The 15,027-nt window shown below is 38.4% G+C and carries 16 protein-coding genes; 1 reads left to right on the plus strand and 15 read right to left on the minus strand.

What is annotated here, in order from left to right:
* Positions 1-10 precede the first annotated feature (10 nt).
* The 5 genes from G6Q10_RS05675 to G6Q10_RS05695 all read right to left on the minus strand — a co-directional run bounded on the left by G6Q10_RS05675 (position 11) and on the right by G6Q10_RS05695 (position 4,911).
* Positions 11-1,297, minus strand: coding sequence for a solute carrier family 23 protein (locus tag G6Q10_RS05675; protein WP_163653976.1), 1,287 nt, complete (start codon positions 1,295-1,297; stop codon positions 11-13).
* A gap of 143 nt (positions 1,298-1,440) precedes the next feature.
* The gene (gene pyrR, locus G6Q10_RS05680; RefSeq protein ID WP_163653978.1) at positions 1,441-1,986 is read right to left on the minus strand and encodes a bifunctional pyr operon transcriptional regulator/uracil phosphoribosyltransferase PyrR; all 546 of its coding nucleotides are present in this window, start codon (positions 1,984-1,986) and stop codon (positions 1,441-1,443) included.
* A gap of 193 nt (positions 1,987-2,179) precedes the next feature.
* Positions 2,180-3,088: an RluA family pseudouridine synthase gene (locus G6Q10_RS05685; RefSeq protein ID WP_163653981.1), complete on the minus strand. Its 909-nt coding sequence runs from the start codon at positions 3,086-3,088 to the stop codon at positions 2,180-2,182.
* Positions 3,085-3,552 carry a signal peptidase II gene (lspA, locus tag G6Q10_RS05690; protein ID WP_163653984.1) on the minus strand — a complete coding sequence of 156 codons (468 nt, stop codon included), beginning with the start codon at positions 3,550-3,552 and terminating at the stop codon, positions 3,085-3,087. The genes G6Q10_RS05685 and lspA overlap by 4 nt, the downstream gene beginning before the upstream one ends.
* Positions 3,553-3,621: 69 nt before the next feature.
* Positions 3,622-4,911 (minus strand): NCS2 family permease, encoded by a 1,290-nt coding sequence (locus G6Q10_RS05695; RefSeq protein WP_163653987.1) that lies wholly within the window; start codon positions 4,909-4,911, stop codon positions 3,622-3,624.
* A 159-nt stretch (positions 4,912-5,070) separates the two neighbouring features.
* Here G6Q10_RS05695 and G6Q10_RS05700 point away from each other — a divergent pair, with 159 nt between their 5' ends.
* Positions 5,071-6,423, plus strand: a complete 1,353-nt coding sequence (locus tag G6Q10_RS05700; RefSeq protein WP_163653990.1) for an MATE family efflux transporter — start codon at positions 5,071-5,073, stop codon at positions 6,421-6,423.
* A 91-nt stretch (positions 6,424-6,514) separates the two neighbouring features.
* Here G6Q10_RS05700 and G6Q10_RS05705 read toward each other — a convergent pair whose 3' ends face one another.
* The 10 genes from G6Q10_RS05705 to msrA all read right to left on the minus strand — a co-directional run bounded on the left by G6Q10_RS05705 (position 6,515) and on the right by msrA (position 15,023).
* A complete protein-coding gene (locus tag G6Q10_RS05705) occupies positions 6,515-8,005 on the minus strand; it encodes a S41 family peptidase (protein ID WP_163653994.1) in 1,491 nt (496 codons plus the stop codon).
* Between the two features lie 320 nt (positions 8,006-8,325).
* Positions 8,326-8,532, minus strand: coding sequence for a heavy-metal-associated domain-containing protein (locus tag G6Q10_RS05710; protein WP_163653997.1), 207 nt, complete (start codon positions 8,530-8,532; stop codon positions 8,326-8,328).
* 42 nt (positions 8,533-8,574) lie between these two features.
* Positions 8,575-10,794 carry a heavy metal translocating P-type ATPase gene (locus G6Q10_RS05715; protein ID WP_163653998.1) on the minus strand — a complete coding sequence of 740 codons (2,220 nt, stop codon included), beginning with the start codon at positions 10,792-10,794 and terminating at the stop codon, positions 8,575-8,577.
* A gap of 18 nt (positions 10,795-10,812) precedes the next feature.
* The gene (locus G6Q10_RS05720) at positions 10,813-11,118 is read right to left on the minus strand and encodes a metal-sensing transcriptional repressor (RefSeq protein WP_163654001.1); all 306 of its coding nucleotides are present in this window, start codon (positions 11,116-11,118) and stop codon (positions 10,813-10,815) included.
* Between the two features lie 153 nt (positions 11,119-11,271).
* Positions 11,272-12,084, minus strand: coding sequence for a M15 family metallopeptidase (locus tag G6Q10_RS05725; protein WP_163654004.1), 813 nt, complete (start codon positions 12,082-12,084; stop codon positions 11,272-11,274).
* Between the two features lie 34 nt (positions 12,085-12,118).
* A complete protein-coding gene (deoD, locus tag G6Q10_RS05730) occupies positions 12,119-12,823 on the minus strand; it encodes a purine-nucleoside phosphorylase (RefSeq protein WP_163654007.1) in 705 nt (234 codons plus the stop codon).
* A 15-nt stretch (positions 12,824-12,838) separates the two neighbouring features.
* Positions 12,839-13,069, minus strand: a complete 231-nt coding sequence (locus tag G6Q10_RS05735) for a YozE family protein (protein WP_163654009.1) — start codon at positions 13,067-13,069, stop codon at positions 12,839-12,841.
* A gap of 61 nt (positions 13,070-13,130) precedes the next feature.
* A complete protein-coding gene (locus tag G6Q10_RS05740) occupies positions 13,131-14,033 on the minus strand; it encodes a Gfo/Idh/MocA family protein (protein WP_163654012.1) in 903 nt (300 codons plus the stop codon).
* A gap of 4 nt (positions 14,034-14,037) precedes the next feature.
* Positions 14,038-14,481 (minus strand): peptide-methionine (R)-S-oxide reductase MsrB, encoded by a 444-nt coding sequence (gene msrB / locus G6Q10_RS05745; RefSeq protein ID WP_163654015.1) that lies wholly within the window; start codon positions 14,479-14,481, stop codon positions 14,038-14,040.
* A gap of 8 nt (positions 14,482-14,489) precedes the next feature.
* Complete coding sequence (gene msrA / locus G6Q10_RS05750; protein ID WP_163654018.1) at positions 14,490-15,023, minus strand: peptide-methionine (S)-S-oxide reductase MsrA; 534 nt, start codon at positions 15,021-15,023, stop codon at positions 14,490-14,492.
* Positions 15,024-15,027: the final 4 nt, after the last annotated feature.

Here is a 15,027-nt window from a genome sequence, read left to right on the forward strand (position 1 = left end):
TCTAAATTTTTTAGCTTTGTTTTTTCTCTGGAATAAGCAAGTTTAAAACAATTCCTACAAGTGTAGCCATTGCCATACCAGAGACTTGCACTGGCCCAAACTTAACAAATAAACCACCAATTCCAATCACAAGCACAACAGAAGTAATAATCAAATTACGATTGATATTTAAATCAATTTTATTATCAATCATCATTCGTAAACCACTTGATGCAATCACGCCAAAAAGTAGCAGAGAAATTCCGCCAAGAACAGCTTGCGGAACCGATGTAATAATGGCTGTTATATAGCCGATAAACCCAATAAGAATCGCACAAACAGCCGCACCACCGATAACAAAAACGCTATACACACGTGTGATTGCCAGAACCCCAATATTTTCTCCATATGTTGTTACTGGTGGACCACCGATCAGTGAAGCAATAATAGAAGCTGTCCCGTCTGCAATCAGTGAGCGATGTAATCCAGGATCCTTAAAGAAATTGCGGTTTGTTATTTTATTTAAGACAAGCTGGTGCCCCATATGTTCAGCCATTGTTACAAAAGCAAGTGGGGCCATACTAATGATCACTGTAAAGGTCACAACAGGATCATCATTGACAAAGGGAATCGTAAAATCGGGAATCTGGAAAAGACTGGCTTGACTGATCAATGTATAGTCAACCAAACCAAAGGCAATACTAGCCAGGTACCCAACAAAAAAACCAAAAAGAATCGGAATAAGCCCAAAGAATCCTTTGAAAAAAATCATCGCAATAATGGCGGCCACAAGCGTAATAATCGCTACACCAAGCGATACAAAGCTATAATGTTCTGCGCCATTACTTGTCCCCATCGCCATATTCGCAGCACTCGGAGCAAGACTTAAACCGATAACCATAATCACTGGCCCAACAACAACAGGTGGCAATACTTTTTGAATCCAATCCACACCAGCATAGTAAACAATAAGCGAAATGATGGCGTAAACAACACCAACAGAAAATGTTCCTACCATTACAGACCCTGGTGATTGATCTTTTAACATAAACTGTGTCAATGGCGCAATAAAAGCAAAGGATGAACCTAGATAAGCAGGTATTTTTCCACGGGTAATTGCCAAATAGGCTAGTGTGCCAAGCCCACTCGATACAAGTGCAACACCTGGGTTCATTCCTGTAACGCTTGGTACAAAAATCGTGGAACCAAACATTGTAAAAAGGTGCTGGATACTTAATATAATCCACCGATTTAAAGCTGGTTTATCGTGAATATCAAGTACTGGTTTATTATTTGTTACGCTTTCTTGTTCTGTCATTTCTTTCCCTCTCTCCATCAAAAAACGCCTTGCCAGATTTGACAAAGCGTTTGATTGTAAAGGTTATTAGCTAAAAACAGCTTGTAGCCTTCACTTTCATCACTCTTTGTCAGACTCACTGGACTGCATTTAAAAAGTGTTATTTATTTTAAAATCATTACAGCATCTTTCACATGATCAACTTCTGTTAGCTGAACTTCAATTCTTTCGTCTTTTGAAGTAGGTACATTTTTACCAACAAAATCTGCACGAATTGGCAGCTCGCGGTGCCCCCTATCAGCAAGTACGGCTAATTGGATTTGATCAGGGCGCCCCACATCCATCAGCGCATCCATAGCAGCACGCACAGTCCGCCCGGTATAAAGAACGTCATCAATTAGAACAACTTTCTTTCCAGTTAATGAAAAATCAATGGATGATCCATTAATCGAAGGCTCTTTACTTTCTTCGTTTTTGTAACTTAAATCATCACGATAAAGCGTAATATCAACGTCACCTACAGGAATCTGTGTTTCTTCAATTTGTTCAATTCGGGAAGCGATTCGTTTGGCTAGAAAAATACCACGTGTTTTAATGCCAACAAGTGCCAAATCTTTTGTCCCTTTATTCCGTTCAATGATCTCATAACTCACACGTGTGAGCGCACGTTTTACAGCTGCTTCATCCATGACAATAACTTCTTCAGCCACTTTTATTCCCACCTTTTTTACATAAAAAACCCTTTGCAAGAGCTGCAAAGGGTAGGAAATACGAGATTTAAGAGCATAGAGATACCTATACTTATCACCTATAACCTTCCTAGCCTCTCTGGACTAATTTAAAGGATTTTCTATGTTCTTTTCATTGTTAACTAGCTTATCATGAATTAAAAGAATTTGTCAATCACTGGCTTTCTTTTAAATCAAGCAGCACTTTTTTAAAATCATCTGGAAGCTCTGCTGTAAAGTGTAAATATTCTTTTGTTCGCGGATGTATAAAGCCTAGTTCACTCGCATGTAAAAACTGTCCGCTTCCTTTTATCGTGTTTTTAGGTCCATATTTAGGATCCCCAGCAAGCGGATGCCCAATATATTTCAGATGAACGCGAATTTGATGTGTCCTTCCAGTATCTAGTTGACATTTAATCAGCGTAAAGCCTGAAAAACGCTCAACAACTTCAAAATGCGTTCTTGCTTCTTTTCCATCTGCTACCACTGCCATTTTTTGACGGTCCTCTTTGGCACGACCAATCGGAGCTTCGATCGTCCCTTTTTGATGAGCAATTTCCCCATGTACAAGCGCCAAATAAATTCGCTCACTTGTTTTATTTTTTAACTGCTCAGCTAGTGCTTCATGTGCTTGATCATTTTTGGCAACCATTAAAAGACCAGATGTGTCTTTATCAATACGATGAACAATTCCCGGTCTTTTCACTCCATTAATCCCAGATAAATCCTCGCAATGATAAAGCAACGCGTTCACTAGTGTACCAGACGTATGACCTGCTGAAGGATGGACTACCATTCCCGCAGGCTTATTTACAACAAGGACATCGCTATCCTCAAAATAAATATCAAGAGCGATATTCTCCCCCTCAATTAAAAGTTCCTCTGGCTGGATAAATTGATAATGAATTTCATCATTTAATTGTACTTTATAATTCGCTTTTGTTGTTGCTTGATTTACGAGCACAGCTTCTTTTTTAATCATTGTCTGTACTTGCGATCTACTAATCTCAAGTTTTTCGGAAAGCACTTTATCAAGCCGGTTTCCAGCAAGTCTTTCATCAATATTAACGATTTGCTTCGTCATTTTCCCGTTCCTTTCGCTTTACTATCACTGATAAAAATATAAATCAACAAGAGGACAACACCAATTGAAAGCGCCGTATCAGCTATGTTGAAGATTGGAAAATAATAGTGACCAAAAACAGTTGAAATAAAATCAACGACTTCTTGGTGTAATAGCCGGTCAATAAAATTCCCAATCGCTCCACCTAAAACTAATGCAAGACTCGTTGAAAAGAGCGGGTGCCCTTTCGCATATTTTTGCATGATATAAATAATAATCATCACAACAATTACTGTAATAACATAAAAAAGCCACATTTTCCCTTCAAGAATGCTCCAAGCAGCACCGGTATTTCGGTAGCTTGTTAAGTAGAGAAACCCTGGGATCACTGTCACTGAATCACCAATTTGCATATTTGCGACCACAAGATATTTAGTAAACTGATCAATAAGCAGCACGAGGACCGTTACAAAATAATACATCAACACACCTCTTCATTCATTTAACTAAAAAAAGGCTAATCCCGCTCCCCGAGAAAAGCCCCACGAACTCGACTATATCCATTGTAAAACAAATTGCAGTAAAAATAAAGCGGCAATCACGTACATAACAATCGAAGGCCGTTTCGTTTTTTTCGTAAATACGCTTAGAATTGGATAAACAATAAAGCCAATTGCAATCCCATCTGCAATACTGTATGAAAAAGGAATCAATACAATAATTAAAAGCGCAGAAAAAGAATCAGCCAGATCTGTTAAATCCATATCTTTAAACTCAAGTAACATATTCATACCAATAATGACTAAAATCGGTGCAATCGCGCTATTTGGAATAACTGTTAAAAAAGGCATAAACAATAAGGACGCTAAAAAAAAGCAAGCTGTGATAACAGAAGCAAACCCTGTTTTTGCCCCACTTGCAAAAAGCGAACCACTTTCAAGCGCAGATACAGTAGGACTTGTTCCAAAAAGCCCAGACAAAAATACAGTAAAAGAACTAACCTGCAAAACCCGTGGCAACTTTTCTTCTTTTTTCAACTGACGTGTTTGTCCATAAGTCAACCCTACTGTTTCAAAAACGACAACCATTGTCATCGAAAATACGCCTGTCCAAAATGAAATACTAGCCATTCCAGAAAAATCCGCTCGCAAAAACACTTCTTTAAATGGCGCTAAACTAAGCGAGCCATGGGTCACTTTTCCATTAACCCCAAATAAATAACCAACAAAAGTTCCAATCAGAATACTCCACAAAAACATTCCTGGAACTTTACGCATAACAAGGAGCATGGTAATCACAAGCGTAATCATTGTCGCCAAAACCATTTTGTCATCCAGTGCACCAAGCGCAAGAAGTGAATGCCCGCCTCGTTCAATTAACTTCCCTTTTTCTAAGCCTAACAAAATTAGGAATAAGCCCAATCCCACTGTTATCGCTTGTTTCAAAACAAGGGGAATCGCTTCATTTAACAAGCGAGCAAGCGATGTGAAAGCAAGAATCATAAACACACCACCACTAATCGTAACAGCGGCAAGGGCAACAGGAAAGCTGAGTCCCATGCCTTGAACCAGATTATACGCAAATAAAGCATTAATTCCCATTCCAGGCATTAAAACAAGAGGGACATTCGCCCAGATTCCCATAAGCAAACAACCTACCACTGAAATAAAAATCGTAGCAAGTACAGCAGCACGTGCTGGAATCCCAACCTCACTTAAAATAGAACTATTAACGATAATGATATAAGCCACCGTGAAAAAACCAATCATCCCAGCTAGAAACTCGGTTCGAATCGTTGAATCTTGCTTTCTAATTTGAAAAACTTGATCGAGTAATTTACCCATCTTTTTCCCTCAATATTTAATTATCCCTCTCCCAACCCACAAGAAAATGTCTTGTCACAAGCAGTAATTATAGCAGAAAAGCCCACTTTCGTAAAGTTTATACTACTTACCCAACATATAAAATATGATATAATTTTGCTAAAGAAAGGGGGAAATGAATTGATCCAACAACAGACCTATTTAGCAAAGTGGAAACAATTTTTGCTTATTTTCACACCCATTGTCATTACACAACTGACGCTTTTTTCGATGACATTTTTTGATACGACCATGTCAGGGCACTACTCTAAAGAAGCCTTAGCTGGTGTTGCGATTGGCAGTTCACTTTGGTCCCCGCTAAATGCAAGTATCTCAGGTTTACTGATGGCGGTTACACCGATTATTTCACAATTCATCGGTGCTAAAAAGCTAGATAAAGTGCATCAGACCGTTCAATGTGGTTTTTTGATCGCTTTATTTCTTGCTGCATTTTTTATCGTTGTTAATACTTTTTTTGTTCCATTTATTTTGGCGCACATGGGGATTAGTGAACGTGTGTTCACCATTTCTCGCCATTTTTTAATTGGAATTTCAATCGGATTGCCCGCTTTTTTCCTATCTACTGTGCTTAGATCTTTTATTGATTCACTCGGAATGACACGGATTACAATGCTGATTACTTTGATGACCGTTCCGCTTAATATTTTGCTTAATTATTTATTTATCTTTGGGAAGCTTGGTTTTCCTGAACTTGGGGGAGCTGGGAGTGGTTATGCTACGGGTATGACGTATTGGTTTGTTTTCGCCCTCACAACGGTTTTTATTCAATCAGAAAGATCTCTTCGTTCATTTCATCTGTTTAAACTAGACTTCATCCATTTAAAAAAGCTGAAAGAAATCATTAAACTTGGTATTCCTAATGGTTTAACTATTTTATTTGAAACAAGTATTTTTTCCGCAGTAACTATTTTGATCAGCCGTTTTGGTACTGAAACCATTGCGGCACATCAATCAGCAAATAGTGTTTGTACGTTACTTTACGCTTTTCCGCTTAGTATTGCTAGTAGTTTAACGATTCTTGTTGGCTTTGAAAAAGGAGCGGGACGTTTAGCAGAAGCACGCTCTTATCGTCATATTGGAATGCTTGCCGCACTTTTCATTGGTACAATAAGCGGTACAATACTTTTTCTACTGCGTCAACCCATTTCTTATTTATATACGGATGATCCAGCACTTGCTACTTTAATTATGGCCTTTTTAGTCTATGCTATTTTCTTTCAATTTGCTGATGCCATTCTTTCTCCCGTTCTTGGTGCTCTTCGTGGTTATAAAGACGTGACCATAACTTCTATTGTTGCCTTTATCGCTTACTGGGTGATTGGACTTCCAATTGGTTATTTACTTTCACTTGGAAAATTAGGTCCTTTTGGCTTTTGGATTGGGTTAAGTACAGGTCTATTTATTGCTGCGATATCACTTTCTTTCCGCGTACGCAAAACAGAGCAAAAAATAAAGAGTTTGGACTATAAATAGTTTGCCATGTTCAAAATATAGCTTCTACCCTATATTTTTTAAATCGCACATCTATTAATGCCCAAAACTCTTTATTTCGCTTATGGTCTCTTTACTTTTTGACAAGTTCTTTTGCTGCTTTTAATTGTGGATCTTGTTCTTTTAATTGTTTCCGCGTTAACTCAATCAGTTTATTCGTTGTTTTTCCAGTCATAACGCCTGTAGCTGCTAAATTATTATCCTGCTCAAAGCGCTCGACTGCATAGGCAGTTTCTGCATCATATAAACCGTCCTCTTTCCCAACATTGTAATCAAGAGCTTTTAAGAGGATTTCGATTGCTTTTACATCATTGCCAAACGAACCAATCTTAAATGTTTTACTTGCGCTAGGAATGATTACTTTTGCGTATTCTGGTAAGCTAATCACTTTATCTGGTGTCATTCCTTTTTTATTAATCCATTCTCCATCTGGTGTGAGCCACTTAGCTACTGTTAGTTTCAACGTTGAGCCATCATCAAGCTCTTTTGCAGTTTGGACAGTTCCTTTACCGAATGACTTTGTTCCTACCAATTTAACGTTGCCGGACTCTTTCGCAGCAGCTGCTAAAATTTCAGAAGCGCTAGCACTTCCTCCGTCAACAATCATTGTTGTTGGAACCTTTACCTTATAACCGTCGTTTTCTGTACCATTTACTTTAATCGTTGTTTTTTCGTTAGAGCGATTTTCTTCTTGCACAACCGTTGCTCCGTTAGGTAGAAATAGACTTGCAATATTCACTGCTTGGTCTAATAAACCACCTGGATTGCCACGTAAATCAACAACAAGCCCCTTCATCCCGTCGTTTTCCAACGCTTTAATCGCTGCTAAAAATTCTTTTGACGTATTTTCAGAGAACGTGCTGATTGTTACATGAGCAATTTTATCTTCTCCCATTTCTTTATAAACCGTTTCAATTGGAATTTCAGCACGTACAATCACTACATCAAAGGGCTTATCTTCACCTTCTCGTTGGATGGTTAAGGTTACTTTTGAACCTTTTTCTCCGCGAATTTTTTTTGTTGCTTCTGTTGCCGTCTTGCCTTTTAAAGATTCTCCATCTACGCTTAAAATAACATCTCTTGGCTTAATACCAGCTTTTTCGGCAGGGGAATTTTTAATGGGTGAAACAACCATAATATTTCCATCTTGTTCTTGAATTTCGGCACCGACACCTTCAAAACTTGATGAAATGGTCTGATTGAAATCACCTGATTCCTTTTTAGACATATAGTCAGAATATGGATCATTAAGCGACGCGACCATCCCTTTAATTGCTCCATTGATCATCGTAGTAGAATCCGGATTTTGATAGTAGGATTTAGCAATCGCGTCATAAACATTATACAATTTGGAAAAATTCTTTCGTTCAGGTATCGAAACCTTTACCTGCTTATCTGCTCCAAGCGAAGTAACGAGCGTTGTTACGAGCGCTGTTACAAAAACAAAAGCAAAAAGCATCATAATGAAAGGAAATAATTTTATTTTAATGTATCGATTTCCTACTTTTTTAGACTTATCATTATGTTTCTCTTCTTCTGATTCGTGCGGAGGGTGTTGCTTCATCAATTGTCACCACTTTCTATATGTAAAAATAGCTCCTTTTATTTACTTGCTAACTTTTTTATTTTACCAGTTTTTCGGGGCGAATGGTATTGTTTTTATTCCACTAACAATAAAACAAGTCTGGAGCATACACAAAATAAATCGGCGGCAAGCGCTCATATTTAAAAAGCTTGCCAGACTTCCGGTTCTCATGTACAGTCGTACGCTCCGCTTCCTTGTTCTGGCAAACTTTTTAAATGCAAACACTTTCGCTCGATTTGTCGTGTTCGAAATGTAGAACCTACGCTTTATTTTTTAGAAAGTATAGTGCATCAAGTCTTTTATACGACTTCATATCCAGCGTCTTCTACTGCTTCGATTAATTCTTCTTCGGTGACTTGTTCTTTGTGATAGATGACTTGAGCTTGTTTTTCTTCAAGAGAAACAATAGCCTCACTTACACCTGTTAAACGAAGAAGCGCCTCTTCTACGCTTTTTTTACAATGCTCACAGCTCATTCCATCGATGGTTAATACTTTTTTATTCATGTGCAATTTCTCCTTTATTAAAAATTATAATTGTTGGCGGCATTATTCTGACCTAGTAAAATGATAGCGTTTAAGTCGCAAAGCATTCATAACAACCGAAATAGAGCTAAACGCCATCGCAAGGCCAGCAACCCAAGGGACAAGTAGTCCAAGTGCTGCAATAGGTATTCCTGCACAATTATAAGCCAGTGCCCAAAAAAAGTTTTGCCGAATATTTCGCATGGTTGCTTTACTTAAAGAGATTGTTTCAGGTACTAAAGTCAAACGGCTGGAAACAAGTGTTATATCTCCTGTTTCAATGGCAATATCTGTTCCCGTTCCTATACTAATACCAATATCAGCGGTCGCTAAAGCTGGCGCATCGTTCATTCCATCACCAACAAAAGCTACGACCTCTCCTTGTTGTTTCAGCTTTTCAACAAGTTTACTTTTTTCATTTGGTAACGCTTCAGCGTAAAAAGCATCGATTCCAAGGGTTTTAGCAATATTTTTGACAACAATTTTTTGATCTCCTGAAGAAAGATATACCTTTATTCCTGCTTGTTGCAGTGCTTTGATCGCTGCGCCTGCTTCTTCCCGTACTTCATCTTCTAAAGCAAAAGCTAAAGCAAATTCCCCATCAACGGTCATAGCAACAATGGTTTTTCCTTGCTGCATCCAGTTTTCCAATTCATTTTGCACTTTCATATCGAGTTTTATCATGTTTGAAATATAGCGATAGGAACCGATTTCTACTTGATCATCATTCATCCTACCGACCATGCCGTGTCCCGCTTTTACACGAATACGCTTACTAGTAAGGTGATTCGTCGTTACACCTTTTTCTTTAAGCTTTCTTTTAATCGCTTCAGCAATAGGATGCTCAGAATTTTCTTCAAGCGCTAGCGCATACGAATAAAACGCCTCACGTTTCACAATTTCATCGGTAACTTTAAGGTTTCCTTTGGTTAGTGTCCCTGTTTTATCAAAAACAACCGCCGTCACTTTGGCTGTGCGTTCTAAATGTTCTCCACCTTTAAATAAAATACCAGCTTCAGCACCTCTACCCGTCCCAGCCATAATTGCAGTTGGTGTTGCTAGACCAAGAGCACAGGGACAAGCAATAACAAGAACAGCAATCGTCGCTTGAAGCGCATCATTAAATACACCTGAAAAAAGCAACCAAGAAATGAAAGTGAGCATTGAAATCACTAAGACAATCGGAACAAAAATAGTCGAAATACGATCTGCTAAGCGCTGGATAGGTGCTTTCATTCCTTGCGCTTCCTCAACAAGTCGAATAATTGATTGGAGCACGGTTTCTTCCATTCGTTTCGTTATCTTTACGTGTAACACACCATCTACATTGATCGTTGCTCCAATAACTTCATCGCCGACTTTTTTGAAGACAGGTACAGCCTCACCGCTTATCATCGATTCATTGACACTTGTTTCTCCGGTTTCAATGACACCATCCATTGGAATTTTTTCGCCAGGACGAATGATCATGATATCATTTACTTGAAGCTCTTCCACTGGCATAGTCCATTCTTTTCCATCACGAAAGACGACAGCTTCTTTGGCTTGCATCGCAAGTAAACTCGTGATAGAGGAGGTTGTTTTAGAAGTGGCATAACTTTCCAGTAGCTTACCGAGTAAAATTAAAGTAATTAAAACCGCACTTGTTTCAAAATAATAATGCGGCATAGCAGTCGCTTTTGCAAAATGCATCAGATATTCAGCTACACTATAAAAATAAGCAGCGGAAGTTCCAAGTGCAACAAGAACATCCATGTTAGCACTTTTACTGCGCAATGCTTTATAAGCTCCTCGATAAAAACGATAACCAATAAAAAATTGCACAATGGTTGCTAAAATCAACTGGATCGTAGGATTTATAGCCACTTCAATGCCTGTTGAAAACGCTGTGTCATTTAAGGCTGGAATATGTGTGATCATTGTAAGAATAAGTGGTAACGTCAAAAGCGCAGAAATGACAAACTGCCAGATTTCTTTTTTGAATTGTTTAGCAAGGATTTGCTCTTTTTCTTTTTTTGCTAATTTTTTCGTTGCCGCATACCCAGCATCTTTTACTGCCTCAATAAGCGTCTCGTTACTTGTAAGTGTTGGATCATAGTAAACCGCTGCGCTTTCAGTTACAAGGTTAACATTCGCTTTTTCAACACCCTCTACTTTTTGTAGGGCGTTTTCGACACGCGTGGAGCAAGCAGCACAAGTCATCCCAAAAATATTCAAATCTTGACGAATCGTGTGGTTTTCCATATTGAATCGCTCCTCCTATTATGACTTGGCAAATTGCCGAATGGCTTGAAGCAAATCATTGATAACCTCTTCTTGATTTTCAGCACTAGCTTTTACAGCACAATGCTTTGTATGATGTTCAAGCACACCTAGGCCGACCTTTTTAAGTGCTGAATTTGCAGCTGAAATTTGAACAAGAATGTCTGTACAATAACGATCTTCTTCTACCATTTGTTGAATCCCACGAATTTGCCCTTCAACTCGCTTTAAACGATTTAAAAGCTGTTTGGTTTCATCCTTTGTCCGTGGAATAATTGGATTTTCTGGTTTATTTGTAAAACTCATTTTCAGACCTCCTTGTTAACTTCTTCATTCATCATACCCCCTGCAGGTATATTTGTAAACTTTTTTATTTTAGAAAAAGCGCTATTTTAGAAGTTAATTCAAAAAACAACTTCTAAAATAGCGCTTTAACTTATTGCAGCACGACCGTTTTTCTCAATCGTTTGCTGCTTTTTTCTGTAATTTCTTTACTTGTTCAAAAAATTCCTCTAGCGTCCAATCTTGTTTATAAATAATCGTAGCCGCTTCTTTGCCCACATAACGGAAATGCCATGCTTCGTATTGATATTTTGTGATCTTTTCCTTACCTTCAGGATAGCGCAAAATAAAGCCATATTTATGTGCATTTTCTTTTGCCCATTTCCCTTCTTTGGTATTGCCAAAAGCTGCTGTTAAATTAAAACCTTGGCTTCTTGAAGAGATGTCCATTGCAAGCCCCGTTTGATGTTCGCTCGTTCCCGGATAAGCGACGGCCTCACGTGCTTTTTTATCGCCAACACGTTTTACTTCCGCTGAGAAAACTTCTTGTTGTCGTTTATATGACCGATATCCTGAAACAGCATAAAGATCAAAGCCTGCTGTTTTAGCACCAGCGAAAAAGTCCTTTAAAGCCATTCCAGCAGCACGTCGCATATGTGCTTTTTCAATGCTTTTGTCCCCGAATGAAAACTGAACATCTGGAACAATTAAGTCGTTTGGTGCATAGGTAGGCTGCATGAGATAATCTTTATTAGCAAGAATAAGTAGATTATCTTCATTTTCAATATAGCTTTTACCATCTTTTTCAATCACTTTATTTTGCTTCTTAATAAATGGAGAAAGTTCATCTTTCCCCACGTTCTTCGTGTCTTTTGAAGGTGTTGTTTGCTTACTTACATTCGTTGTTTTAGGTGTTCCAAAATAGTCATCATATACCGTTTGTGTAGCAGAAATCGCTACAGTAAACATGAGTGAAAGTGGAAGAAGCATTTGTTTTAACCAACCTTTCTGCTTTGTAGTCTTTTTATTCGCTTATTGCTGCGTGAAGAGCAACGTGAATCATTTCGTTAAATGTCGTTTGTCTTTCCATTGCTGTCGTTTCTTCACCAGTAAAAATATGATCGCTAACAGTTAAAATAGCCAGGGCTTTTCGGCCATATTTTTGCGCTAACGTATAAAGTGCAGCGGCTTCCATTTCAACACCTAAAATGCCATAACTTGCTAGCTTCTCTTTGTCTAATTCGTCGTTATAAAAACGATCAGCTGAAAAAATATTGCCTACTTTTAGCGAAAGCCCCTTTGAAACGCCTGCTTCATAAGCCCGCTTAAGCAAATCAAAATCGGCAACTGGCGCAAAATCAACACCAGGAAATGTATTCCGATTCATCCGCGAATCCGTCGAAGCCGCTTGTGCTAAAACAACATCGCGTACACGTACATCTTTTTGCAGCCCACCCATTGTACCAACACGAATTAAGTTTTGAACATGATAACTCGTGATTAATTCATTGACATAAATGGAAATGGATGGAATCCCCATTCCTGTTCCCATCACAGAAATTTTTTCACCTTTATACGTTCCTGTATAACCAAGCATGCCACGAACTTGGTTAAATAAGACTGCATCTTCAAGAAATGTTTCAGCTATGTATTTTGCACGAAGAGGATCTCCTGGTAGTAAGATCGTTTCAGCAATTTCACCAACATTTGCTTCAATGTGAATACTCATATTGATCGGCTCCTTCTATTTATTTTTCGCTTCGTCTTCCAAATATTTATTCCATAGATCATCAAAAATGGACATCCCTGGAAGATAATGTGCATTTAACTCTAAATAATTGCTCAATGTATGGTAATCTTTTGCCTGTTTTGGAAAACTATGATCATGATAAGCGTCATCTGCAAATTGTGCCGCACTCTTATTCTTTGTATGATCTCTGTAAGTCATTAAAAAATGATAAAATGATCTGCCCACTTGTCTTTCCTCCTGCCGTTTTTTCATTTTTACTATAGAGGATTCCCCTGAAAAGGTAAAGTCAAGCATCTAGTTGTTTTAAAATTTGTTCACAAACTTTATGTGTTTCAAGTGCATCATCTTTTGTAATTGGTTCTTCTGCTTCATTTTTTACAGCGCTTAGAAATTGTTGAATAATCGTTTCAAATCCACGTTTATACAATGTGTTCTCCCAATCCCCAAAGCGCTTTTGCGTTTGGACGGTTTTTGTATAAATAATCAGATCTGTCATGTTTTTTACTTCAAATTTTGCCTCGTTTGTCATAACAGCAAGGTTTTCTTCCAAAACTCCACTATTACGATTCATAATTGCTGTAGTCACCTTATTTTCTCCACTAAACTGAACCGTAATACTTTCCAGTAGCTTTCCTTGCCAAGTCGGATAAACACTCAATTTTTTAATAGGTTCTGCTAATAAATAACGAATTGTATCAACCACGTGAATAAAATCGTCATAAATAAACTCACGCGGCGTACTTAGCTCCTTATGGCGATTTTTTTGCATGATGATCATATTGCAATTTGGCTCTTGTTTAACCGCTTGATAGAGTGGTGCAAAACGACGGTTAAATCCTGTCATAAGGAGCGTTTCTTTTTCTTTTGCTAATTCTGTTAACTCTTTGGCCACCTCATAATGATCTGCTAGTGGTTTATCTACATAAACCGGTATTTGATGAGTTAAAAGCTCACGTATGATTTCAGGATGACTTGTCGTTGCACTATGGACGAAAGCCGCTTTTACTCCCGCTTCAACCACTGAAGAAAGGGATTGATGAATGTGGTGAAAACGATACTTTTCACTTAAATGTTTTAACGTATGTGAGTTGCGCGTATAAAGATGGACCTCTAGGTTTTCTGCCGCAGCCAAAACTGGAAGATAAGCTTTTTTAGCAATATCACCTAGCCCGATAACCGCGATTTTCATTTTCTCACGTCCTTTTAAATAACTTTTGATATTCCCCGTAACCGGCTTTTTCTAAATCTTGAAATGGAATAAAACGCATAGCAGCAGAATTAATGCAGTAGCGCAGCCCACCTTGATCTTTTGGACCATCTGTAAAAACGTGACCTAAGTGAGAATCTGCCGTTTTTGAGCGAACCTCAGTCCGCCTCATCCCAAACCGCTCGTCAAAAGCTTCCGTTATTTCATTTGACTCAATTGGCTTGGTAAAACTTGGCCAACCACAACCGGCATCGTACTGATCAAGCGAGGAAAAAAGTGGCTTATGTGAAACAATATCCACATAAATCCCTGGCTCGCTATTCTTATAGTAACGATTTTTGAAAGGGGGCTCTGTTGCATCTTCTTGTGTGACACGATATTCAAGGTCAGATAATTCTTTTAATCGCTTTGCTTTTTTCTCTTCATCCATGGGAACCGTCATTCCTTCCAATGATTTTTAATAAATTCATCTCTTAACGAAGCTTTTCGATAACCTTCATAGTGCGCTTGATCTTTCTTATAGAAATTTTGATGGTAACTTTCTGCTGGATAAAATGTTTCTGCCGGAACGATTTCTGTTACAATCGGCTTCTTAAAACGACCACTTGCTTGAAGTTTTGCTTTGTGATCTTCAGCAATTTCTCGCTGTTTTTCCGTATGATAAAAAATAGCCGGCCGGTACGAACTACCACGATCAACAAACTGTCCCTCTTTATCAGTTGGATCGGTTTGCTGAAAATAGACATCAACTAACTTGTCATACGGGAAAATCGCTTGATCAAATGTGATTTGTACAGCTTCTGCATGCCCTGTTTTACCACTGCACACTTCCTCGTATGTCGGATTTTCTGTCGTTCCACCCGTATAACCAGAGACGACTTGAATAATGCCAGGCAGCGTATCAAAAGGTTTCACCATACACCAAAAACAGCCTCCTGCAAATGTTGCTTTTTCCAAATTTTGTTCTGTCATCACA

The sequence above is a fragment of the Listeria sp. PSOL-1 genome, assembly GCF_902806445.1.
Classification (GTDB): Bacteria; Bacillota; Bacilli; order Lactobacillales; family Listeriaceae; genus Listeria.